This window comes from Pleomorphomonas sp. NRK KF1 (genome assembly GCF_023721755.1).
GTDB lineage: Bacteria > Pseudomonadota > Alphaproteobacteria > Rhizobiales > Pleomorphomonadaceae > Pleomorphomonas.
Window position 1 is genome coordinate 180,502 of the sequence record NZ_JAMDLH010000006.1, and the last position, 22,765, is coordinate 203,266.

Consider the following 22,765-nt stretch of genomic DNA (forward strand, 5'->3'; position numbering starts at 1 on the left):
GTCCGAGCGCTATCAGGCTTGGGAGACGAGATCAAGACCGATCGCCGTCACGATCGGGGGGTGGGATCGGCGTGTGATCCGACCAGGGCGAGTCGCCATTGCCCCGGCTTTCCCACTCGTTCTCGTCAAGGTCCACGACACCGTCCTCCTTCGGGCGGCCATAGCCGGACGTCGCCGTCGACACCGTGACGCGAGCGGCGACCGCCCCTATGATCAACCGGCGAATGGGCGCGAACAGCAGCAGGAAAGCCAGCACGTCAGAGAGAAAGCCGGGCAGGATCAGCAGCACGCCGGCAAGAAGCACGACAAAGCCTTCGAGCAGCGTGCCGCTGGGCATGCGGCCACCGGTCAGTTCCCCCTGCACACGGCGCAGGAGACCGAAGCCAACATAACGGAACAGCGCCAGACCGCCAAAAGCGGCGAGCAGAACCAGGCCGACGGTATTGATGACGCCGAGATGTCCACCGACCCAGACCAGTGTCGCGATTTCGGCGATCGGCCAGGCGATGAGAAGGAAAGGCAGGTAGGGCGAAAGGCGCATGTGGGTTCCGGTTCGGGGTATGTGTTCAGCCATGATGCGCAGGGCGGCCTGCCCGGCGCAAGGGGAGCTTCCAGTGCATATGGTCGGAGCACTGGCGATCGCAAGCGGCGGGCTCGCAATCGAAATCGCCGTAGATTCACCGCATGTCCGTCTTTCCCTCGCCGTCGCCGTCGCCTACATAGGCAGACGACAGAAACGCGATGATGCGCCATTTGGCGCCAACTGAGGGAAACGATGCTCGGATGAACGCCTTCCTCGATCTCACCAGCCTCATCTTCCTCGTGATCGCCGTCGTTATCTTCTGGCGCCTCAGAAGCGTGCTCGGCACTCGCACCGGCAACGAGAAGCCCCCCTTCGATCCGTTCGCCGGCCGCAAGGCGGAAGTCGAGCCGCCGCCGGCGGGAGACAATGTGGTGACGCTGCCGCGCGAAGGGCGACCGGACCCGCGCGAAGCGGTGCTTGCCCGCATCGACGAGGCGATTCCCGAGGGCGCGGCCAACGCCGGCCTCAAGGCGATCGCCGCCGCCGATCGAAATTTTGACCTCGACAGCTTCATGGGCGGCGCCAGCGCGGCCTATGAAATGATCGTCTCGGCCTTTGCCGCCGGTGACCGCGCGACGTTGAAGCCTTTGCTATCGCGTGAGGTTTTCGATGGGTTTTCCGGCGCGATCGGCGAGCGCGAAGGACGCGGAGAGAAGATCGACTTTACTTTCGTCGGCATCGACAAGTCGGACGTGGTCGACGCCGGCGTTGAAGGCGGCGTCGCGCAGGTGACAGTGCGTTTCTCCTCGCAGCTCATTTCCGTAACCCGAGGTCGCGATGGCTCGGTGGTCGAAGGCGATCCGCAGAAGGTCGCTGAGGTGACCGATGTCTGGACCTTCGCGCGCGAAGTCAGGTCGTCGGACCCGAACTGGAAGTTGGTCGCCACCGACGCCGGGGCCTGACCTTATCTTGCCCGACGTTTTTCCCGCCGCGCACCTCGTAGAGGTTGATTTCGCCAACCTCGCCGGCTGGGCCGAAGACGACCACGCGGCCGCCTTCCAGGCTTTCCGCCGTTCGGCAATCCGGATGGCCGAGAAACCCTCGACGACCAAGGCGCTCGGTCCGGATGGTTCGGCCCTGCTTCGACAGGGCCGAGCGGCACTCGCGCTTGGCGAAACCATCGATCGTGCCGCTGCCCGCGCTTTCTTCGAGGCGCACTTCAGACCGCTCCGCGTTGAGCCCGTCACAGGGGAAGGCTTCGTCACCGGCTTCTTCGAACCCGAAGTGGACGCACGCCTCCAGCCATCGCTCGCCTTCCCGGTCCCCCTTTATGAGCCGCCTCGCGGCCTGCGCGAGATTGATGCCGGCGACGACGGGCGGGACCTCGATCCGTCCCTGACGTGGGCGCTCGACGACGGACAAGGAATTCTCATCGCATGCCCCGACCGACGGGCGATCATGGCCGGCGCCCTGGATGGACGGGCACGGCCGATTGCCTATGTGAATAGTGCGATCGAGGCCTTCTTCATTCATGTTCAGGGCGCGGCCCGGCTTCGCCTGGCGGATGGTGACCTCCTCAGGATTTCATTCGCCGGAAAGAGCGGGCACGCTTACTTCCCGGTGGCGCGCCTGATGCTCGAACGCGGTGTCGTGGCCAGGGCCTCCGATGCCACCGCCGACACGCTGCGTTCATGGCTCGAAAGTCTCGCCCCGCAGGAGAGGCGGGCGGCACTCGCCCGCAATCCCTCCTACATCTTCTTTCGCGAGGCACCGGTCGAGGATCCTTCGCTTGGCCCGATCGCCGCCGCCGGCGTGCCGCTGACGGCAGGTCGGTCACTGGCCGTCGACCGCTCGCAGATCACCTTTCATGCACCGGTGTTCGTCGAGGCCGACCTTGCTGCCGGACCGTTCCGCCGCCTGATGGTGGCGCAGGATACGGGGTCGGCGATCGTCGGTCCGGCCCGTGGCGACATCTTCTTCGGTTCGGGTGACGCCGCCTTTGCGCTGGCGGCCCGGGTGCGTGACAACGCCCGCTTTACCCTGCTCGTACCGCGGGAGGTCTAGCCATGTCCCGCCGCAAAGGCCGATCGCTAGCTCCCGAGGAGGAGGAACTCTGGCGAACGGTGAAGAAAACCGTGACGCCACTTCGCCCTGAAAAGGCCGCGCCGCCACCGCCGGCAGCGCTCGCCGCACAACCCGAACCACAACGGTCCCTGGTCCAGCTGCCTACGACCGCTTCCACTGCCCCGGCTCCCAAGCCAGCCTTGCCGAAGCTGCATCCGTTCGGCAAGCGCGAGCGGCAGGCGGTCAACCGGGGCCGCACCGCCATCGACGGCCGTCTCGACTTGCACGGTTACCGGCAGGATGAAGCGCATGCCCGTCTTTCCGGCTTTCTGTCCTATGCGCAGTCCATGGGCTGGAAGGTAGTGCTGGTGATCACCGGCAAAGGGCGGCCCGGAGGCGACTTTCAAAGCTTGCATGATCACGAACGTGGCGTGCTGAGGCGTGTCGTGCCACTGTGGCTGAGCCTGCCGGAGTTTCGGCGTGTGGTGCTGGGCTACGAGGATGCCGGGCCGGTGCACGGCGGCGGCGGCGCTCTCTACGTGCGGATCCGCAAGAGGAAGTGACATGACCCCGTTCGGCGCCCGCCTGCGCGATATTCGCGAGGCGCGCGGCATGACCTTGAAGTCGATGGCGGCTGCGATCGGTGTATCGCCGGCCTATCTGTCGGCGCTCGAGCACGGCCGGCGCGGTCGACCGACCTGGGACCTCCTGCAACGGATCATCGGCCACCTCAACATCATTTGGGACGAGGCCGAGGAGCTCGAGCGGTTGGCGGATTTATCGCACCCTCGTGTCGTCATCGACACCGAGGGGCTTACGCCGAAGGCGACGGAAGTGGCCAATCGTCTTGCCGAGCGAATCGGCAGCCTCGACGAGAGCAAGCTCGATCAACTGATCGAGCTGATCGGCAAGCGCTGATCCGCCCGATCAGCCACCCGCCGCTCGGGCCGGCAGCGTCAGAAGATAGGCCGGCAAGGTAACGACGGCGCCAGCCGTGGAGCCGATGAGACTGCCAAACGATCCGGTCAGGCCTCGAGCCGTCTCCGAGAAACTGCCTTGCGCCGTCGCCAGACGGTCACCCCGTTTCAGGCGATCGCCGAGGCGGCTCACAAACTCGGGCAAAACGACGGCGAACTTGTTGTGAGCCAGGGAATCGTTCGCCTCGGTGGCCGAGAGATCGATGACGATGACACCGAAATCGGCGATGGCTTCCTTGTCTTCGGTATAGGCGCCAAGGCGCGGCTTTTCGCCGGCAATCAGACCGGACAACCAGAGCGCCTGATCGTCCGACGAGGAGAACAGCACGAACGGATACTTCGGCCGACCGATCACTTCCATTTCCGACTTGAAGACATCGACGTCGATGTCGGGCGCGGCCAGAACCACCGTTCGGAGTTTGCCTCCGAAATCGCCATCGCCGGCGATCTTGGCTTGGCGCAGCGCCTCGACGGTCGCCCAGTTCCCCATCGAGTGGGCAAAAACATAGAGATCCTCGACGCCACTCTGGGCGGCGAGGTGCAGCAACTCTTCCAGACCGTCGCGGGCGATGGTGGCGCTGTCACGGTCGTAGACGTAGTCGAACACGGAGCCGCGCGATGCCCAGGTGAACAGCACCGGCACGCCGTCGAAACCGGTATCGTGCACGATCTGAGTGGCGCGGAAGACGGCCTCGTCGAAATCGGTGTTGAAACCGTGAACGATGACGGCCACCGAGCGACGTCCCTTGGGCAGGGAAGCCAGCCGCGCTGAGAGACGCGTCTTGAACGCCGTCGCGCTGTCGACATAGGCGAGCGAACGCGCCACGAACTGCTTCTTCGGATCGCCGGGCAACGGCGATGGCCACTCGATATTGCCGGTCTTGTGGCTCGGCGGCACCGAGATCGAGAGATCAGCGAAATCGAGCCCGCTCGCCCGCTCGCCGTTGAACATCGCGGGCCCCGTCGTCACCCGTTCGCGCGTCGCGGCCACTAGAAGCTCATGCTCGATGGCGTCGGGCGCCGGCGCGGTCGTCACTTCGAGAGCGCCGCCGTCGGGCCGCGACCCCGCGCAGGCCGCGAGGAAAAGGATAGGCAGGAGGAGAGCGAAACGAAAGCGCATGGCGACCCAGCAGCAAGGAGCACCCTGTTCTAGCCGAGCGGATGCGAACAGGCCAAGCCCGAACTGGCCCGCTGGACAAAAGGCTGCGGGAAATGCCATGACAGCCGAGATTTTTCCATCCTGTCGTCGCCGTTCTCGAATGACGACATGCCGGGGTCGTCATCCATGTCCGCCGCCAAGATCGCCGATGTCGCGGAAGCCGAGGCCTTCCTCGCTGCCAATCCGGACGTTGTCCAGTTCGAGTGCTTCCTGACCGATTGCTCGGGCGTACAACGCGGCAAGATGCTGCGCCGGTCCGAACTAGTCGGAGCCTATCGCGCAGGTCGGCCGCTGCCCTGCTCGGTGTTGTCACTCGACATAAAGGGAGCCGATGTGGAGGAAACCGGGCTGCTCTGGGAACAGGGCGACGCGGACCGCGTTTGTCGCCCCGTCGTGGGCACGCTCGCCCGTTCGCCCTGGCGGGAGACTCCGACTGCCCAGTTCATCCTCACATCCTTTGAAGGCGATGGGACGGGGTCGGCCAGCGACCCACGTCACGGCCTCGCGCGGGTCGTTGACGAGGCAATGTCACTTGGTTTGCGACCGGTCGCCGCAGTCGAGCTCGAGTTCTATCTTCTCGACGGTCGCGCCGCGGCCGAGGGAAGGGTGGCGCCCCCGACGGCACTGAACGGGTTCCGCCAGACCGACCTCCAGGCCTATCTCGTCCAGGATCTCTCAGATTTTTCCGAGTTCCTTGAGGCCGTCTACACCGCTGCCGAAGTGGCCGGCCTGCCGGCTCGCACCTTGATCTCGGAGTATTCGCCCGGCCAGTTCGAGATCGTTCTGGAACACCGCGACGACGCGCTCCGGGCCGCCGACGACGCTGTCCTCTGGAAGCGTCTCGTCAAGGGCGTTGCCGAGCGCCACGGGTTCGTCGCCACCTTCATGGCCAAGCCCTACGAAGCGTTCGCCGGCTCCGGCGCCCATTTCCACGTCAGCCTTTGCGACGAGACCGGCAAGAACCTTTTCGCGGGCCGCGAGCCGGAAGGCAACGCGCTTCTCCGACAGGCCATTGCCGGACTTGAGGCGACGATGGCCGAAAGCATGGCGATCTTCGCCCCCAACGCCAATAGCTACAGACGATTCAAGCCCAACTCCTACGCACCGCTTGGGCCAGCCTGGGCGATCGACAACCGCTCTGTACCGATCCGTGTCACCGGTGGGCCGCCGGAGACGCGACATCTCGAACAGCGCGTGGCCGGCGCCGATGCCAACCCCTACCTGGCGCTCGCCGCGGTGATCGCCGGCATGATCGAGGGCATTGAGGCAAAACGCGAACCGTCAAAGCCGATCAGCGGCAACGGCTACTCGCAGGTGCCGCCGTCGCTGCCGCGCTTCTGGCCGGAGGCGCTTCGGCGGGCACGCGGCTCCGAGTTCCTGAAGCGTCGGCTCGGGGAGCGGCTGGTCGATATCTACCTCACCATCAAGGAAGCGGAATGCGACCGCTTCTTCGCCGAGATAAGCGATCGCGACATTCACTGGTACCTGAGGCTCGCATAAGGGACGCCGGACAGCCATGACGGCAGCCCGGCAGAGGCCTTACTCCTTGTCCTTGCCGTTCTTGATCTTCAGAAACTTCGGCCCCTTGCCGAGAATCTTGTCGTCGATCTCGCCGATGGCGGCCAGGTTCTTGCGATCATAGTCCAGCTTCGACAGCAGGTAGCGGATGGCGTTGAGGCGGGCCCGCTTCTTGTCGTTGGAGCGAACGACGATCCAGGGGCTGAGGTCGGAGTGGCTGGCCTTCAGCATGTGGTCGCGGGCGGCGGTGTACTGATCCCACATGCCCAGCGCCTTGAGATCGACCGGGGAAAGCTTCCAGATGCGCAGGGGATCGTGGCGGCGGTCGTGGAACCGCTTGAGCTGCATCTCACGACCGATGTCGAGCCATATCTTGATCAGCACGATGCCGTCGTGGATCAACATGCGCTCGAAATGCGGGACCTCCTCAAGGAAAAGCTCGGTTTCCTCGGCCGTGCAAAAGCCCATGACCGGCTCGACGACGGCGCGGTTGTACCAGGAGCGGTCAAAGAACACGATTTCGCCCTTTGTCGGTAGTTCCTTGACGTAACGCTGGAAGTACCACTGGCCCCGTTCGACATCCGACGGCTTGGTGAGCGCCACATGGCGGGCGGAGCGCGGATTCATATATTCAAGGAAGGTGCCGATGGTGCCGCCCTTGCCGGCAGCGTCGCGACCCTCCAGAAGCACGACAATGCGCTGGCCGGTGTCGTTGGCCCACTTCTGCAGCTTGACCAGTTCGATCTGCAGAACCCTCAGCTCCTCGAGATAGGGCTTTTCCTTGAGGCTCTCTTTGTAGGGATAACCACCGGAACCGAGCGCCTCCATTTCGATCTCCTCGGGGAGATAGGGATTGTCGAGATCGAAGGTGACCTTGCCAAGCGTGATCGGCGGCGCGTCGGGCGCTTGCGTCGCCAATACGGCGGCGCCCTCGCGGGCGGCGATCAGCTCGACGCTCGACACGAAACGACGCCCCATGTCATTCGTCGATTTGTCTTTCTTTCCCATCGGCTTTCCCCCAGAATCCGCGTGCCCGCCTTGGCGGCGGGCACGGCGAGCCGCGCCACAACCGTCATAAAAGACGTCTATCAATATGACAGACTCCGCGTTTCCGCTTAAGGACCAATGAACATCATGAGCCCCACGCCGGACAGGCCGGAAAACAGCGACGCGGTGCGTGACGGACGGGGACGCTTTGCTGAATCGATTGCCGAAGGCCGCTTGCAGACAGTGCTCGCAGCGGCAGCCGCTTTCTGGCTGGTCATGTTGTTCGCAGCCGATCTTGAACCGGTCGTGGCGATACTGGGGCTTGTCTCCACGGCAACCGCCGCCGTCTGCGCCCTGCCGACAGGAGGAAAAGCAGCAAAATCGCGTCCGGCCGATCGCTCTCCAGCTCGCCGCTGGCCTGACACCGGCATGAAGCTGCTGCTCGACGGAATGGACGAACCGGCCTTCCTGACCGACGCCGATGGTACGTTGCGCTATCAGAATGCCGCCGCCGCCGCCGAGTTCGGATCGGCCCGTATGGGCGATCCGCTCGCTTTCCGCCTGCGCGTGCCGGAGATCCTCGACGCCGTTCAGCGCGCGGGGCAGGGAGAAAGCCTACCACCGGTGCGCTTCGTCGAACGTGGCACGGGAGGGGAGCGGCACTTCGTCGTCCGTTGCTCGCCGCTACGCCTGCCTCGCCCCGAACCCAAGCGGCGGCCGGATTTCGTTCTGTTGCGATTCCGGGACGAGAGCGATGCCGTTCGTTTGGACCGCATGCGCAGCGATTTCATAGCCAACGCCAGTCATGAACTCAGAACCCCGCTCGCCTCGCTTACGGGCTTCATCGAAACGCTGCTCGGCCCGGCCCGACGCGACGAAGCCAACCGCGAGCGATTTCTCACCATCATGCTGGAACAGGCCCGGCGCATGGGCCGACTGATTGACGATCTGATGTCGCTGTCGCGGCTCGAGATGAAGGCACACCTCCGTCCGACCGGCACCGTCGATCTGGCCGAGGTGCTCCCGTCGGTGGCCGACATGCTGGCGCCGGTCGCAGCCGTTCGAAAGGCCGCGATCGTCATGGGAAGCAGCCCAGCCGATGCACCCATCGCCGGTGATCGTGATGAACTGACGCAGGTTTTTGCCAACCTGGTCGAGAACGCAGTCAAGTATGGCCACGAGAGCGGCAACGTCACTCTGACGCTCGCAGAGGAAGTGGGCGACGACGGACGGCCCGGTTTCCGGGTCAGCGTATCCGACGATGGCCCGGGCATCGCTGCCGAACATTTGCCGCGTCTGACCGAACGCTTCTACCGCGTCGATGCTGCGCGGAGCCGAGAGCAGCGTGGGACCGGTCTCGGCCTCGCCATCGTCAAGCACATCATCAACCGCCATCAGGGACGGCTCGTCATCCGTTCGGAGGTTGGAGTCGGCACCACTGTCAATGTCTGGTTGCCCCGGCGGCCGGACCTATCCGGTTCCGAGATGACGAAAGAGACAGGTACAGCCGTCATCGAAGAACTCAATACCTAGATTTCAATAATTATTTCAATTTCTTATATTGTCACAATATTGTAGCCCATCTGTCATAGAAGGGTAGTGCCAGGTCGATAGGGTCCGCGACGTGACGGGGACGAGACAGCCAACGGGCTTTCAGGGCTCCGACCGTCATGATCCTAAACCTTTAGGAGTACTCCCGTGAAATTCTCCACCGCCGCCAGCGCCTTCGTGCTCGGCCTTTGCGCCACCGGCACGGCCGCCTTCGCCGCCGAGCAGATCCACATCGCCGGCTCCTCCACCGTTCTGCCCTATGCGACCATCGTCGCCGAGGCCTTCGCCGAAGCCAACCCGAACTTCAAGGCGCCGATCGTCGAGGGTGGCGGTTCGTCGGCCGGTCTCAAGGAGTTCTGCAAGGGCGTCGGCGACGACACCATCGACATCGCCGATGCCTCCCGTCCCATCAAGGACAGCGAGCTCGAAGCCTGCAAGGCGGCCGGCGTGACCGAAGTCCAGGAAATTCGCATCGGCTATGACGGCATCGTCTTCGCGTCCGACATCAAGGGTCCGGACTTCGCCTTCGAGCCGGCCGATTGGTTCAACGCCATCGGCGCCCAGGTTCTGAAGGACGGGCAGCTCGTCGACAATCCGAATGCCAAGTGGTCCGACGTCAAGGCCGACTTCCCGGACTGGGAGATCGCCGCCTACATTCCCGGCGAAAAGCATGGCACGCGCGAAGTGTTCGAGCTCAACGTTCTTCTCGCCGGCTGCAAGGCGACCAAGGCCTATGACGCCTTCATCGCTTCCGGTCTTGCCAAGGGCGACGCCGAGAAGGCCTGCTACAAGGTGCGCAAGGACGGCAAGGCGGTCGACATCGACGGCGAGTACAACGAGACGCTCGCCCGCATCGACTCGAACAAGACCGGCATCGGCGTGTTCGGCCTTGCCTTCTACGAGAACAATCAGGACAAGCTGAAGGTCGCCACGATGAGCGGCATCGCCCCGTCGGTGGAGACCATCTCCAAGGGCGAGTATCCCGTGTCGCGTCCGCTGTTCTTCTACGTGAAGAAGGCCCACCTCGGCGTCGTTCCGGGTCTCAAGGAATATGTCGAGTTCTTCCTTGCCGACCAGATGATCGGCCCGCGCTCGCCGGCCGTCGCCAAGGGCCTCGTCCCGGCGCCGAAGGACGAACGCCAGAAGGTCCTGGCCGACTTCCAGGCCGGCAAGACCCTCTGATCGATCGATACGATTTTCGGAAGGGCCTCTCCTCGGAGGCCCTTCCTTCTTGCGCCGCGCCGATCGGCGGGCGAAACATCGGGGAGGCCGCATGGGTCCGCTCTGGCTGCTCGCGCTGATCGCGGGTCTTTCGTTCTTCGGCTTCGTGCTGGGCCGTTGGAAGTCTGTCGTCCTCTCAGGCAAGGGGCGCGGAACGCTCGCCGCCCGCCCCGGTTACTACGGCGCCTATGTGCTGATCTGGACTGCGATGCCGGCGCTGCTGATCCTCGTCGCGCTGTCGATCGCCAAGCCGATCCTCATCGAGCATACCGTTCGCGCCAACCTGCCCGAGCAGGTTCTGGCCAACTCCACACAGCTGTCGCTCGAGGTTTCCGGCGTCGAGCAGGTGGCCGCCGGGCTCAAGCTCGTAACTCCCGAGGAACTTGAGAACATCCGCATCGGCGTCGTGTCGGCGCGTTCGGTGTTCGCCCAGCACGGCCTGCCGCTTGGCCAGGATGTCAAGCCCTACCAGCTGACCGCCGCCGGTGCGCTCAACCTCGTTTCGGATGGTCTCGATACCGCGGTCGACGCGGCGGTTGTCGCCGCTCTCGCTTTCGGCCTGATCTTCGCCTTCGTCCGCGTGAAGCCGCGCCTCAGAGCCCGCAACCTCGTCGAGAACACCGTTCTGGTGTTGTTGATCGCCGCGTCATCGGTTGCCATCCTCACCACCATCGGCATCGTCCTTAGCCTGCTGTTCCAGGCTCTGCAGTTCTTTTCCATGGTGTCACCGGTCAGCTTCTATTTCGGTACGGTCTGGGACCCGCGGTTTGCCGCCGCCGGCTCGACGGAGAGCGGTCAGTTCGGCTTCCTGCCCCTCTTCTGGGGTACGCTCTACATTTCATTCTTCGCCATGGTCGTGGCCGTGCCGGTCGGTCTCTTCTCGGCTGTATACATGGCCGAGTACGCCACCTCGAAGGTCCGTTCGGTCGCCAAGCCCCTCATCGAGATCCTGGCCGGCATCCCAACTATCGTCTACGGCTTCTTCGCCCTGACAACGGTGGGGCCGCTCATTCGCGATTACATCGCCATGCCGCTCGGCCTCGGCACCTCGGGCAACAATGTGCTCACCGCCGGTCTGGTGATGGGCATCATGATCATTCCCTACGTCTCCTCGCTTTCCGACGACATCATCACGGCCGTTCCTCGCTCGTTGCGTGACGGCTCGCTGGCCCTTGGCGCCACCCGGTCCGAAACCATGCGGCAGGTGATCCTGCCAGCGGCGCTGCCCGGCGTGGTCGGTGCGATCCTGCTCGCCGTGTCGCGCGCCATCGGTGAGACGATGATCGTCGTGCTGGCGGCCGGCGTCGCAGCTCGCGCCTCGCTCAATCCATTCGAGGAAATGACCACCATAACCGTGAAGATCGTCAATCAGCTGACCGGCGACCTCGAGTTCACCAGTCCGCAAACCCTGGTGGCCTTCGCGCTGGGCATCACGCTGTTCGTCATCACGCTCGGCCTCAACGTGCTGGCGCTGACCATCGTCCGCAAGTACCGGGAGCAATACGAATGACGGAAGCCGCTTCTACAGTTCCCGCCTCCCGGCTCGGCGGCGCGGAAGTCCGGAAGATCTCCAAGATCGATATTGGCCTGAAGCGTCGTTACGCAGCCGAACGCCGTTTCCGCACCTACGGCGTTCTGGCTGTGACCATTGCCATCTGTTTCCTGGTCGCTCTGTTCAGCTCCATCGTGTCTCGGGGCTACACCGCCTTCCAGCAGACGCGCATCAGCATGATCGTCGACTTCGACCCGAACATCATCGCACCGGATGGTGATCGGTCCGCCGACGCGGTCATGTCCGGCAACGCCTTTCGCTTTGACGATCTGATCGCCGCCTCGCTCCAGAAGACGCTGGAACTCGACCCCAACGACGAGGATGCCCTCTACGACGCTCTCGATCTGCTGTCCAAGGGCTCGGCGCCGATGCTGAGAAGCATGATCGCCAATGACCCTTCGCTAATCGGCACCAAGAGAAACGTCGACTTCTACGCCACCGGTGACGTCGATTCCTTCATCAAGGGCTCGATTAGGGCCGACATTCCCGAAAGCCAGCGCCTCATCAAGGACAAGCATATCGCCCTCATCGAGAAGCTCGAGAATGAGGGGGCCCTGCGGCTTGCCTTCAATACCGGGCTGTTCACCAACGGTGCCTCGACGCGGCCGGAAATGGCCGGTGTCGGCGTGGCGTTGGTCGGTTCGCTCTACATGATGCTGGTCGTGCTGGTGCTGTCGCTGCCGCTCGGCGTGGCTGGGTCGATCTACCTCGAAGAGTTCGCTCCGAAGAATCGCTGGACCGATCTGATCGAGGTCAACATCAACAATCTCGCGGCCGTTCCGTCCATCGTCTACGGCCTTCTCGGTCTCGCCGTCTTCATCAACTTCGCCCACCTGCCGCGCTCGGCAAGCTTGGTCGGCGGTCTGGTGCTGACGCTGACGACCCTGCCAACCATCATCATCGCCACCCGCGCCGCGCTGAAAGCGGTGCCTCCGTCGATCCGCGAGGCCGGCCTGGGCGTCGGCGCCTCGAAGATGCAGACGGTCTTTCACCATGTTCTTCCGCTGGCCATGCCCGGCGTGCTCACCGGAACGATCATTGGTCTCGCGCATGCCCTTGGCGAAACGGCGCCGCTGCTGATGATCGGCATGAAGGCCTTCGTCGTCGAATACCCGACGACGCCTTTCGACCCTGCGACGGCGCTGCCTACCCAGATCTACATGTGGGCAACCGAACCCGAGCGTGCCTTCACCGAGCGAACCTCGGCGGCAATCATCGTGCTGCTCGCCTTCCTGCTCGCCATGAACAGTCTCGCCATCATTCTCCGCCGCGCCTTCGAGCGTCGCTGGTAACCCGTTCCCGGAGTTTTCGCCATGTCCGCAGTCCAGGCCACGACGGCCTTCGACACAGTCCGCACTCCCGATCCGGCGAACCGCCCGATTAAGATCCACACGGCCAGTGTCAAGGTGACCTACGGCCAGAAGGAAGCGCTGCACGGCGTTTCCATCGACATCCCCGAGAAGGCCGTGACCGCCTTTATCGGCCCGTCCGGTTGCGGCAAGTCGACCTTCTTGCGCTGCATCAATCGCATGAACGACACCATCGCCGGCGCGCGCGTCGAAGGAACCATCAAGCTCGACGATCAGGATATCTATGATCCCGATCTCGATGTGGTGGAGCTTCGGGCCCGCGTCGGCATGGTGTTCCAGAAGCCGAATCCCTTCCCCAAATCGATCTTCGACAATGTCGCCTACGGGCCGCGCATTCACGGCCTCGCCCGCTCCAAGGCCGACCTGGAGGAAATCGTCGTCACCTCGCTGCAAAAGGCATCGTTGTTCAACGAGGTCAAGGATCGGCTCAGCGAGCCCGGCACCGGTCTTTCCGGTGGCCAGCAGCAGCGACTTTGCATCGCTCGCGCGATCGCGGTCTCTCCGGAAGTCATCTTGATGGACGAGCCCTGCTCGGCGCTCGATCCAATTGCCACCGCCAAGGTGGAAGAATTGATCGACGAACTTCGGGCCAACTTCACCATCGTGATCGTGACGCATTCCATGCAGCAAGCGGCACGCGTGTCGCAGCGGACGGCCTTCTTCCATCTCGGTCACCTGATCGAGGAAGGTCCTACGGACCACGTCTTCACCAATCCGCTTGAGCAGCGGACGCAGGATTACATCACGGGCCGCTTCGGCTAATCGGAAACGGCAGGAGATTTCCATGGAACATACGGTTTCCGCTTACGACGACGACCTCAAGGCGATCGCGCGCATGGTCACCGAAATCGGCGGCCTCGCCGAGCGGGCCGTCGGCGATTCGGTCGCGGCCTTGACCCGCCTCGACCTCGCTCTCGCCCAGCGCGTCGTCGCGGGCGACAAGGAACTCGACCGGCTGCAGCACGAGATCGAGGAAAAGGCGATCCTGGTCATCGCCCGCCGCCAGCCGATGGCCAACGACCTCCGGGAAATCGTCGGCGCCATGCGCATCGCCAACGACATCGAGCGCATCGGCGATCTCGCAAAGAACATTGCCAAGCGCGTCGTCGCCATCAACGGCGTCTTCCCCAACAAGCAGCTCATCACCGGCGTCGAGCATATGTGCGAAATCGCCTTGCAGCAGCTCAAGCGGGTGCTCGATGCCTTCGCCAGCCAGGACGACCAGGCGGCAGGGGCGGTGCGCCAGCGCGACGACGAGATCGACGCGCTCTATACGTCGCTGTTCCGCGAACTCCTCACCTACATGATGGAGGATCCGCGCAACCTTACCTTCTGCATCCATCTGCTGTTTTGCGCCAAGAATATCGAGCGGATCGGCGATCACGCTACGAACATTGCCGAGTCCGTGCATTATGTCGTGACGGGCCGGTCCTACGAAGAAGAGCGGCCGAAGGCCGACGCTTCGATCACCAGCACCATCAGCGGTTCCTAACAAGCCTAGGAGTTGAGGACGACCATGGCCAAGGTGATGATCGTCGAGGACGAAGAGGCAGTATCGCTGATGCTGCGCTACAACCTCGAAGCCGAGGGCTTCGAGGTGGAGCAGGCTTTCCGCGGCGACGAGGCCGATATTCGCCTCAAGGAGATCACCCCCGATCTGCTGCTGCTCGATTGGATGCTGCCGGGTCTCTCAGGCATCGAACTTTGTCGTCGCCTCAGGGCGCGACCGGAAACCGAACGGCTGCCGGTGATCATGCTGACGGCGCGTGGCGAGGAATCGGAACGGGTTCGCGGACTTGCGACCGGTGCCGACGATTATGTGGTGAAACCGTTCTCGGTTCCCGAGCTGATCGCCCGCGTCAAGGCAATGCTTCGACGCGCCAAGCCGGAAGCCGTGTCCAGCCTGCTGATGGCCGGCGACATCGAGCTCGACCGCGAGACACGGCGCGTCCGCCGCTCGGCGCGCGAGATCCATCTCGGGCCGACAGAGTTCCGGCTTCTGGAGTTCCTGATGCAGTCGCCCGGTCGGGTGTTCTCGCGCGAACAACTGCTCAACGGCGTGTGGGGCCATGATGTCTATGTCGACGAACGCACCGTCGACGTGCACGTCGGCCGCCTCCGGAAATCGATCAACCGTGGCCGCGCCCGCGATCCGATCCGCACGGTCCGCGGTTCGGGCTACTCCTTCGACGAGAAGTTCGCCGCCAGCTAAGTCGTTCTTGTCATTCCAGGCTTGACGATCCCGTCCGCTTTTCTCGTTTACGCTTCGCGGCCCGATGGTCTAGGTTCCCTTCCGTCATCCGAGAGGGAACCTGAAATGCTGGCGGGCAAGCGCATTCTGATCGTCATTGGCGGTGGTATCGCCGCCTACAAGGTGCTTGAGGTGATCCGGCGCCTCAAGGAGCGTGGCGCCCAGGTCCGCGTGATCCTGACCCATTCGGGCAAGGAGTTCGTGACACCGATGACGGTCGGAGCGCTCTCGGGCGAGAAGGTGTTCAGCGACCTGTTCGACCCGACAGAAGAGCAGGACATCGGACACATCGTGCTGTCGCGCGACACGGACCTGATCCTGGTGGCGCCCGCCACCGCCAACCTCATAGCCCGCATGGCCAACGGCATTGCCGACGAACTTGCCACGGCCAGCCTGCTTGCCGCCGCCGCGCCGATCATCGTCTGCCCTGCCATGAACCAGCGCATGTGGGCGCACCCAGCCACTCAGCGCAATGCGGCACAGCTCGCCGCCGACGGTGTCCGCTTCATCGGTCCGGCAGAAGGACGAATGGCCGAGCGCAACGAAACCGGTGTCGGCCGCCTGTCCGAACCGATGGAGATCGTTGCCGGCGTAGAGGCTTTCTTCGCCCAGGCGGAACAGCCAAAGCCGCTGGTCGGTCGGCACGTGCTCGTCACGTCCGGCCCGACCATCGAGCCGATCGACCCGGTGCGTTTCATCACCAATCGCTCCTCGGGAAAACAAGGACATGCCGTTGCCGCCGCCGCCGCCCGCGCTGGCGCTCGCGTGACCCTGATCTCCGGTCCGGTCTCGATTCCCGATCCCAGTGGAGTCGATGTCGTTCGCGTTGAAACCGCGCAACAGATGTTCGAGGCCGTGTTTTCCGCCCTGCCGGCGGACGCTGCGATCATGGCCGCGGCCGTATCCGATTGGCGACCGACGAGCGTGGCGCACGAGAAGATCAAGAAAACGGCCGGCGACCCGCCGCCACTCCTGTTCGTCGAGAATCCGGATATCCTGGCGACGCTCGGCCATGGCGCTCAACGGCCGAAGATCGTCGTTGGATTCGCCGCCGAAACGACCTCCATAGAAGCCAATGCCGCCCGAAAGCTTGCGACCAAGGGCGCCGACTACATTGTCGCCAATGACGTGTCGGCGACTGGCGGCGTGTTTGGCAGCGATGTCAACAGGGTCCGCATCCTGTCGAAGTCGGGTATGGATGTCTGGCCGACACTGTCCAAGGAAGAGGTGGCCGAGCGGCTGATTGCGCTGGTCGCCGATCGGCTACGCTGATTTTCGATTCGCCCCCGCAACAAGCCAGCTTTTCTGAGGTTCTTCATGATCGAGGTTGCTCTTTTACGTCTGCCGCATGCCAAGGACCTGCCGCTCCCCGCTTATCAGAGCGAGGATGCAGCCGGTCTCGATCTTCTGGCGGCCGTCGAAGAGCCCATGACCCTGCAACCACTCGGGCGCGCGTTGGTACCGACGGGTCTCGCCTTGGCACTGCCATCCGGTTATGAGGCGCAGGTTCGGCCGCGATCGGGGCTTGCAGCCAAACATGGCGTGACCGTGCTCAACTCACCCGGCACGATCGATGCCGACTATCGCGGTGAGATAAAGGTCATCCTGATCAATCTCTCCGACACGCCCTTCCCCATTGAACGCGGGGAGCGCATCGCCCAGATGGTGATCGCGCCGGTCAGCCGTGCCCGCCTCGTCGAAACGGACGCACTTGACGCGACGGTTCGAGGCGCCGGCGGCTTCGGGTCGACAGGTCGTTCCTGATGGAAGGGCAATTCATTCTCGCCTGCTCCTGAAGTGAGGAATCATTTTCCAATCCTATCGCTCGTTGCGACCTCGGTTGACTGGTGACGTTCTGCTGCCCTCGATAGAATGGGTCCAACTTCAGAAGGCCCGCACAACGAGGATTTTCCCATGAGCGATCTTTCCCGCCGCGGTCGCGGCAAGATCTACGCCTCCATTACCGACACCATCGGCGACACGCCGCTTGTCCGTTTCGACAAGCTGGCCAAGGAGAACGGTGTCAAGGCGACCATTCTCGGCAAGCTCGAGTTTTTCAATCCCATCGCCTCGGTCAAGGATCGCATCGGTGTTGCGATGATCGAGGCGCTGGAGACGCAGGGAAAGATCAAGCCCGGCGAATCCACCCTGATCGAACCGACCTCGGGCAACACGGGTATTGCGCTGGCCTTCGTCGCGGCGGCCAAGGGCTACCGGTTGATACTGGTCATGCCGGAATCGATGTCTCTCGAGCGCCGCAAGATGCTGAAGCTTCTCGGTGCCGAGCTTGAACTGACCGAAGCCGCCAAGGGCATGAAAGGCGCCATTGCCAGGGCCAACGAGTTGGCATCCACCATACCCGGCGCCATTATCCCGCAGCAGTTTGAGAACCCCGCCAATCCAGAGGTCCATCGCGTCAGCACTGCCGAAGAAATCTGGAACGACACCGAAGGCAAGGTTGACATCTTCGTTTCCGGCATCGGTACCGGCGGCACGATTACCGGCGTCGGCCGCGTGCTGAAGGAACGCAAGCCCGAGGTGAAGGTGGTTGCCGTCGAACCGAACGAGAGCCCCGTGCTGTCGGGTGGCAATCCCGGACCGCACAAGATCCAGGGCATCGGCGCCGGTTTCGTCCCGTCGGTGCTCGACACCAAGGTTTATGACGAGATCCTGCCGGTCCCCTCGGAAGAGGCGCTCTCTACCGCTCGGCAGGTTGCGAAGCTCGAAGGCGTGCCGGTCGGAATTTCTTCGGGCGCGGCGCTGGCCGCGGCGATCAAGCTCGGTCAGAGGCCTGAAAACGCCGGCAAGACCATCGTGGTGATCGTGCCGTCCTTTGCCGAACGTTACCTGTCGACCGCCTTGTTCGAGGGGCTTGCCTGATCGGCGTCCGCTTGAGCGAGCAGGGACGGAGCTTTTTCGGCGGTCGGTGCCTTCAGGGTGCCGGCCGCCTTCTTCTTGGCAAGATCGACGAAGAAGGCGAGGATGATGTCGCCAACCCCGGCATCCGAGATTAACGCCGCAGCATCGACCGGGTTGAAGAATCGCACTTCGCGCTGATCCTTTTCCTGCCAATGATCGAGTTGCCGTTCGACGGCCAGGGGAAAGACATCGACCAGGACCTTTTCCTGGCGCTTGGGAAACTGCTTCACATATGTGAAGCGACCAATGGACTTCGGGGCCGCGCTGCCGATCAGCCCAGCCTCTTCCATGGCTTCGGTTTCCGCGCTTTCGTGCGGCTTCAAGCCTTTGATCGGCCAGCCCTTGGGCAAGATCCAACGGCCGCTGTCGCGCGTGGTGATCATCACCACCTCGTAGCCCTCGGCCGTCAGACGATAGGGCAGGGCGGCGACCTGCCGGAACTTTTCGGGCGTCGCCTTAGCCACAACCGACCCTTTCGGAGACTTGATCACCACAAGCGCCTCCCGTCCGTTCAAGCGGGTGGAACGAGCGCTGGGGCGCTCTATGACATAATTCGCCGGCTAAGGACAGCCTAACCGGGCAGCCCCGGTAAAATGCTGACCTGGCTGCGTTCGTCAGGCCGTTTCCGCTTGCTCGCCATTGTCGAGATAGGTGTTCCAGAGCGCCTTCTCTCCGATAGCCGCGATGAAGGCGACGTGCGCCTCCGCTTCAGCGACCGAAAGACGTGGAGGCAAGGGGGAAGGGCGCGGACGCAAGGCAACACGACCACCGACATCGCCGCTTGAGGCCGACTGCGCGGATACCGTCAGATCAAGGCCGGCCTGCCGGCCACCAGTCAACTCGAGATAGACTTCGGCCAGGAGCTCGGCATCAAGCAGAGCGCCATGCTTGATGCGCTTGGAGCGATCGATACCGTAGCGGTTACACAATGCATCAAGGCTGGCTGGCGCTCCTGGATGCTTGCGACGCGCCATCATTAGCGTGTCGATGACCCGCTCGGGGCCGAAAGTCGAACGCCCGGACGCCTTCAGTTCGAAGTTGATGAACCCCATGTCGAAGCTGGCATTGTGAGCAACCAGCTGGGCCTCGCCGACAAAATCAACAAAGGCGTCGGCGACCTCCTCGAAGCGCGGCTTGTCGGCCAGAAACTCGTCGGACAACCCGTGGACGTCGAAGGCTTCCTGCGGGACCGACCGACCCGGATTGATGTAGACATGGAAGTTGCGGCCGGTCGGGAAGCGATTGACCACCTCAACGCAGCCGATTTCAACAAGACGGTCGCCCGTCTTGGGATCGAGGCCAGTGGTTTCGGTATCGAAGACGATTTCACGCATGGATGAATCCTGCCTGCCGGCGACAAGGATTTCAAGGAAATCCGGCCTGCTTGTCCCCCGGCAATTCCCTAGAGAAGCAGTTGACGGAGAATGGCCTCGACCGATGCCTTGGCCACATCGATACCGTTTCCGGAGGGGACGATGAAATCGGCTCGGGCTCTTTTGTCGGCGTCCGGCATTTGCCGTGCGAGAATTGCCTCGAGTCTTTCCGGCGTCATGCCGGGGCGGGCGAGCACGCGGGTTCGCTGCACCTCTGCCGGGGCCGACACCACGACTATCTTGTCGACGTCGCCCTGGCGGCCGGTTTCAAAGAGAAGAGGGATGTCGAGCACCACAGCCGGCGCACCGGCGCGTCGATATCGTTCGACAAAGTCGTCTTCGGACCGTCGTACCGCTGGATGAACGATGGCTTCCAGCCTTTGGAAGGAATCGGCATCGCCGGAAAGGCACTCGGCCAGCCGGGCACGATCCACCCGACCTCCCACAGTCGTTCCCGGAAAGGCTGCCTCGATGTCGTCGGCGAGCGAGCCTTCGTAAAGGGCGTGCACCGTCGCATCGGCATCGAAGACCGGCAGACCCGCTTGCCGGAACAGATCGGCGGTGGTGGTCTTGCCCATGCCGATCGAGCCGGTGAGGCCAATGACGATCAAAGGTCGGCCTCAATCAAGGCTCGGAGGTCCGCTGTTACCGATGGCTGTTGACCGAACCAGCGCCTAAAGCCGGGAACCGCCTGGTGGAGCAGCATGCCGAGACCGTCGACGGTACGCAGGCCCCTCTCCGCGGCAGCGGTGAGGAAGGGTGTCATCAGGGGCACGTAGACGATGTCGGTCACCACGGCATTGGCCGGGACGACGTTCATGTCGAGGTCGATGACCCCGTCTCCTTTCATGCCAAGCGAGGTGGTGTTGACGATGAATCCGGCCGTTGACGCGTATCGATTCGCTTCCGAAAGGACATCGGCATGTGCCCGCCCGGGATAGCGGGCCGCCAGAGCCTCGGCCCTCGATAGCGTACGGTTGACGATGCGTAGGCTGAAGCCGCGTTCGACCAGAGCGTCCACAACGGCAGCGGCGGCACCGCCAGCGCCAAGTACGAGCGCTTCGCCGGGCGTCTTGTCCCAACCCGGTGCGCGTTCATCAAGATTGGCGACAAATCCGCTTCCATCGGTATTGTCGGCGCAGAGAACGCCATCTTCGACCCACAGCGTGTTGGCCGCTCCAACGCGCTCGACAACGGGCTCGCGGTGGTAGGCGGCGCCGGCGGCGATTTCCTTATAGGGAATGGTGACGTTGCCACCAGCCAGGTCGCTATCGGCAAAGTGGGCGAAGAAGTCACCGGCCCGCTCCGGCTCGATGGCGACGCGGCCATAGTCGCCTTCAATGCCGAACCGCTTCAACCAGTGACCGTGGATCAATGGCGAACGCGACTGGCTCACCGGCCAGCCGATGACGGCAGCGCGGATCATTGTTCGATCATCCTTTCCTCACGCAGAAACTCGAGCAACGGCAAGAGAGGCAGACCAAGAATGGTGAAATGATTTCCTTCGATGGCCTCGAACAACTGAACGCCATACCCCTCAAGCTGATAGGCACCCACCGAACCCAGCGCCGTATCGCCGACAACGGCGAGATAATGGCTGATGAAACGGGTGGTCAGAGGTCGCATGGTCAGCTTCGCGCTGTCGACGGCGCGATGGAGAACCTCACCATTGCGGGCGAGTGACAAGGCGGAATGAAGCTCATGGGTGCGACCGGAGAGACGAACAAGTTGCCGGTTGGCTTCCTCTCGGTCTCTGGGCTTATGAAGCCGCTCTTCGCCCAGCGACAGAGTCTGATCGGCGCCGATGACAAGATCACCGGGCCTGCGCAGGGACACCTCGACGGCTTTGACGTCGGCAAGTGCTTGCGCCACGTCTGCGGCGGATAGGCCGACAAGATCCTCTTCGATGAGGCGTTCATCGATGTCGGCCGGGATCCTTTTGAAGATCAGGCCGGCGCTGGTCATGAGGGCAGAGCGAGCGGCGCTCGCCGATGCAAGTAAGAGGCTCATCTTTCAACCGGCATCCGAAAAGGGCTCCAGCGCCTTGCCATACCGATGCTGATCCCAAAGGGCGAGGATGGCCGCGGCGGTTTCCTCGATCGACCGACGGGTGACATCGATCATCGGCCAGCCATGCTCGGTGCACAGGCGTTTAGAGTAGAGAATCTCCTGAGCAATCGACGCCTTGTCGACATACGTCGAGTTCTGGTTCTGATCGGCGAGCGCCAGCAAGCGGTTCTGCCGAACATGCATGATGCGTTCCGCGGTGGCTATCAGACAGACCACCAGCGGCCGCCGCGCTGCGACGACCTTTTCGGCGATGGGTATGCCCGGCACCAGAGGTACATTGGCGGTGCGTATGCCGCGGTTGGCGAGATAGATCGATGTCGGCGTCTTCGACGTGCGGCTGATGCCGATCAGGATCACATCGGTTTCCTCGATGTCATCGGGCAGGGCGCCATCATCGTGGGCCAGGGTGAAGTTCAGTGCATCAATGCGCTTGAAGTAATCGGCGTCCATGGCGTGCTGGGCGCCCGCCTTGCCGATCGCCTGCACGTTGAAAAAAGATCGAAACACATCGAACACCGGGCGCAAGACGTCGATGCAGGGAATTGATGCTGCCTGGCAGGCTTCCTCCAGGCGCACGGCGAGGTCCTGCTGCACCAGCGTGTAGAGTACGATGCCCGGCGCCGCCTCGATGTCGGCGATGACGCGTTCAATATGCCGTACCGAACGGACCAGGGGATAGATGTGTTCGATCGCCACCATCGACTCATATTGAGCGGTGGCCGCCCGGCCGACAGCAAGCAACGTCTCGCCGGTGGAGTCGGAGACGAGATGGATATGGAAATAGGTCTGGCCCCGCTTCATGGCCGGCGTACTCCGATGGACGGCGGAGCAGCATCTCAGATGAGACCAGGCTTGGCGAGCTCTTTTTTGCCATCTACGATCAAGGACTTGGCTGCATTCGATCGGTCAATATCCACAGATCCGTCGTCGCCCCGTGGATGAGCGTGAACAAGAAGGGCCGGAAATGGCGGCCTCGTCGACCCCTGTGGGTAAGGCGCCAAACCGTCAACAGGCACACGAAAAACACCTCTCTCCTGCCGCCCCTGTGGGTGCTGTGCAAAAGCGAGCCTGATGCTTAACGGTTCATTAACTTTTAGACGGTCATCCCCATTAACCATTCGTTAGGACTTGCGGCATTCCGCCATCCGCTAAAGTTTTCCACGAAAGCCACAGGCAAGCATCTCCTGCGTTCGCAACCGGAGTCTGGGAGGATCGTTCGAACGGTTCGGA

Annotated in this window: 24 protein-coding genes; 15 read left to right on the forward strand and 9 right to left on the reverse strand. The window is 63.1% G+C overall.

What is annotated here, in order from left to right:
• Window positions 1-31 precede the first annotated feature (31 nt).
• Window positions 32-541 (reverse strand): FxsA family protein, encoded by a 510-nt coding sequence (locus M4J39_RS16065; RefSeq protein WP_251729420.1) that lies wholly within the window; start codon window positions 539-541, stop codon window positions 32-34.
• Between the two features lie 242 nt (window positions 542-783).
• Here M4J39_RS16065 and M4J39_RS16070 point away from each other — a divergent pair, with 242 nt between their 5' ends.
• From M4J39_RS16070 to M4J39_RS16085, 4 genes are read left to right on the forward strand one after another with little or no spacing between them, the layout of a single operon-like run.
• A complete protein-coding gene (locus M4J39_RS16070; RefSeq protein WP_251729421.1) occupies window positions 784-1,485 on the forward strand; it encodes a Tim44/TimA family putative adaptor protein in 702 nt (233 codons plus the stop codon).
• 7 nt (window positions 1,486-1,492) lie between these two features.
• Window positions 1,493-2,587 carry a murein transglycosylase A gene (locus M4J39_RS16075; protein ID WP_251729422.1) on the forward strand — a complete coding sequence of 365 codons (1,095 nt, stop codon included), beginning with the start codon at window positions 1,493-1,495 and terminating at the stop codon, window positions 2,585-2,587.
• A 2-nt stretch (window positions 2,588-2,589) separates the two neighbouring features.
• Window positions 2,590-3,150, forward strand: a complete 561-nt coding sequence (locus M4J39_RS16080) for a Smr/MutS family protein (protein ID WP_251729423.1) — start codon at window positions 2,590-2,592, stop codon at window positions 3,148-3,150.
• A 1-nt stretch (window position 3,151) separates the two neighbouring features.
• Complete coding sequence (locus M4J39_RS16085; RefSeq protein ID WP_251729424.1) at window positions 3,152-3,505, forward strand: helix-turn-helix domain-containing protein; 354 nt, start codon at window positions 3,152-3,154, stop codon at window positions 3,503-3,505.
• Window positions 3,506-3,514: 9 nt separating this feature from the next.
• Here the strand turns inward: M4J39_RS16085 and M4J39_RS16090 are convergent, their stop codons facing one another.
• On the reverse strand, window positions 3,515-4,684 hold the full coding sequence (locus tag M4J39_RS16090; RefSeq protein WP_251729425.1) for an alpha/beta hydrolase: 1,170 nt from the start codon (window positions 4,682-4,684) through the stop codon (window positions 3,515-3,517).
• Between the two features lie 165 nt (window positions 4,685-4,849).
• On the opposite strand from M4J39_RS16090, the gene M4J39_RS16095 reads away from it, so the two are divergent.
• Window positions 4,850-6,223: a glutamine synthetase family protein gene (locus tag M4J39_RS16095; RefSeq protein ID WP_251729426.1), complete on the forward strand. Its 1,374-nt coding sequence runs from the start codon at window positions 4,850-4,852 to the stop codon at window positions 6,221-6,223.
• 39 nt (window positions 6,224-6,262) lie between these two features.
• Here the strand turns inward: M4J39_RS16095 and ppk2 are convergent, their stop codons facing one another.
• Window positions 6,263-7,249, reverse strand: a complete 987-nt coding sequence (gene ppk2, locus M4J39_RS16100; RefSeq protein WP_251729427.1) for a polyphosphate kinase 2 — start codon at window positions 7,247-7,249, stop codon at window positions 6,263-6,265.
• 126 nt (window positions 7,250-7,375) lie between these two features.
• Between ppk2 and M4J39_RS16105 the strand changes: the two genes are divergently transcribed.
• From M4J39_RS16105 to cysK, 10 genes are all read left to right on the forward strand, one after another.
• Window positions 7,376-8,761, forward strand: a complete 1,386-nt coding sequence (locus M4J39_RS16105; RefSeq protein ID WP_251729428.1) for an ATP-binding protein — start codon at window positions 7,376-7,378, stop codon at window positions 8,759-8,761.
• A gap of 165 nt (window positions 8,762-8,926) precedes the next feature.
• The gene (locus M4J39_RS16110) at window positions 8,927-9,961 is read left to right on the forward strand and encodes a substrate-binding domain-containing protein (RefSeq protein WP_251729429.1); all 1,035 of its coding nucleotides are present in this window, start codon (window positions 8,927-8,929) and stop codon (window positions 9,959-9,961) included.
• A 91-nt stretch (window positions 9,962-10,052) separates the two neighbouring features.
• Entirely contained in the window at window positions 10,053-11,510 is a 1,458-nt protein-coding gene (gene pstC / locus M4J39_RS16115) for a phosphate ABC transporter permease subunit PstC (RefSeq protein ID WP_251729430.1), read from the forward strand.
• Window positions 11,507-12,844: a phosphate ABC transporter permease PstA gene (gene pstA / locus M4J39_RS16120; RefSeq protein ID WP_251729431.1), complete on the forward strand. Its 1,338-nt coding sequence runs from the start codon at window positions 11,507-11,509 to the stop codon at window positions 12,842-12,844. Before pstC ends, pstA begins: the two co-directional genes overlap by 4 nt.
• A 21-nt stretch (window positions 12,845-12,865) precedes the next feature.
• Complete coding sequence (gene pstB / locus M4J39_RS16125) at window positions 12,866-13,684, forward strand: phosphate ABC transporter ATP-binding protein PstB (protein ID WP_251729432.1); 819 nt, start codon at window positions 12,866-12,868, stop codon at window positions 13,682-13,684.
• Between the two features lie 16 nt (window positions 13,685-13,700).
• Window positions 13,701-14,414 carry a phosphate signaling complex protein PhoU gene (gene phoU / locus M4J39_RS16130; RefSeq protein ID WP_251729558.1) on the forward strand — a complete coding sequence of 238 codons (714 nt, stop codon included), beginning with the start codon at window positions 13,701-13,703 and terminating at the stop codon, window positions 14,412-14,414.
• Between the two features lie 24 nt (window positions 14,415-14,438).
• Window positions 14,439-15,134, forward strand: coding sequence for a phosphate regulon transcriptional regulator PhoB (gene phoB, locus M4J39_RS16135; protein ID WP_251729433.1), 696 nt, complete (start codon window positions 14,439-14,441; stop codon window positions 15,132-15,134).
• A gap of 105 nt (window positions 15,135-15,239) precedes the next feature.
• Entirely contained in the window at window positions 15,240-16,445 is a 1,206-nt protein-coding gene (coaBC, locus tag M4J39_RS16140; RefSeq protein WP_251729434.1) for a bifunctional phosphopantothenoylcysteine decarboxylase/phosphopantothenate--cysteine ligase CoaBC, read from the forward strand.
• A gap of 45 nt (window positions 16,446-16,490) precedes the next feature.
• Complete coding sequence (dut, locus tag M4J39_RS16145; RefSeq protein ID WP_251729435.1) at window positions 16,491-16,937, forward strand: dUTP diphosphatase; 447 nt, start codon at window positions 16,491-16,493, stop codon at window positions 16,935-16,937.
• Window positions 16,938-17,087: 150 nt separating this feature from the next.
• The gene (gene cysK, locus M4J39_RS16150) at window positions 17,088-18,053 is read left to right on the forward strand and encodes a cysteine synthase A (protein WP_251729436.1); all 966 of its coding nucleotides are present in this window, start codon (window positions 17,088-17,090) and stop codon (window positions 18,051-18,053) included.
• Here cysK and M4J39_RS16155 read toward each other — a convergent pair.
• The 6 genes from M4J39_RS16155 to M4J39_RS16180 form a co-directional block, all read right to left on the reverse strand.
• Window positions 18,017-18,586 (reverse strand): NUDIX hydrolase, encoded by a 570-nt coding sequence (locus tag M4J39_RS16155; RefSeq protein WP_371875465.1) that lies wholly within the window; start codon window positions 18,584-18,586, stop codon window positions 18,017-18,019. The two genes, cysK and M4J39_RS16155, sit on opposite strands and share 37 nt — an antisense overlap.
• A gap of 120 nt (window positions 18,587-18,706) precedes the next feature.
• Window positions 18,707-19,426, reverse strand: a complete 720-nt coding sequence (gene dnaQ / locus M4J39_RS16160) for a DNA polymerase III subunit epsilon (RefSeq protein ID WP_251729438.1) — start codon at window positions 19,424-19,426, stop codon at window positions 18,707-18,709.
• A 68-nt stretch (window positions 19,427-19,494) separates the two neighbouring features.
• A complete protein-coding gene (gene coaE / locus M4J39_RS16165; RefSeq protein WP_251729439.1) occupies window positions 19,495-20,076 on the reverse strand; it encodes a dephospho-CoA kinase in 582 nt (193 codons plus the stop codon).
• Window positions 20,073-20,891: a shikimate dehydrogenase gene (locus M4J39_RS16170; protein ID WP_251729440.1), complete on the reverse strand. Its 819-nt coding sequence runs from the start codon at window positions 20,889-20,891 to the stop codon at window positions 20,073-20,075. The genes coaE and M4J39_RS16170 overlap by 4 nt, the downstream gene beginning before the upstream one ends.
• The gene (locus M4J39_RS16175; RefSeq protein ID WP_251729441.1) at window positions 20,888-21,475 is read right to left on the reverse strand and encodes a Maf family protein; all 588 of its coding nucleotides are present in this window, start codon (window positions 21,473-21,475) and stop codon (window positions 20,888-20,890) included. The genes M4J39_RS16170 and M4J39_RS16175 overlap by 4 nt, the downstream gene beginning before the upstream one ends.
• A 3-nt stretch (window positions 21,476-21,478) precedes the next feature.
• Window positions 21,479-22,336: a pyruvate, water dikinase regulatory protein gene (locus M4J39_RS16180; RefSeq protein ID WP_251729442.1), complete on the reverse strand. Its 858-nt coding sequence runs from the start codon at window positions 22,334-22,336 to the stop codon at window positions 21,479-21,481.
• Window positions 22,337-22,765: the final 429 nt, after the last annotated feature.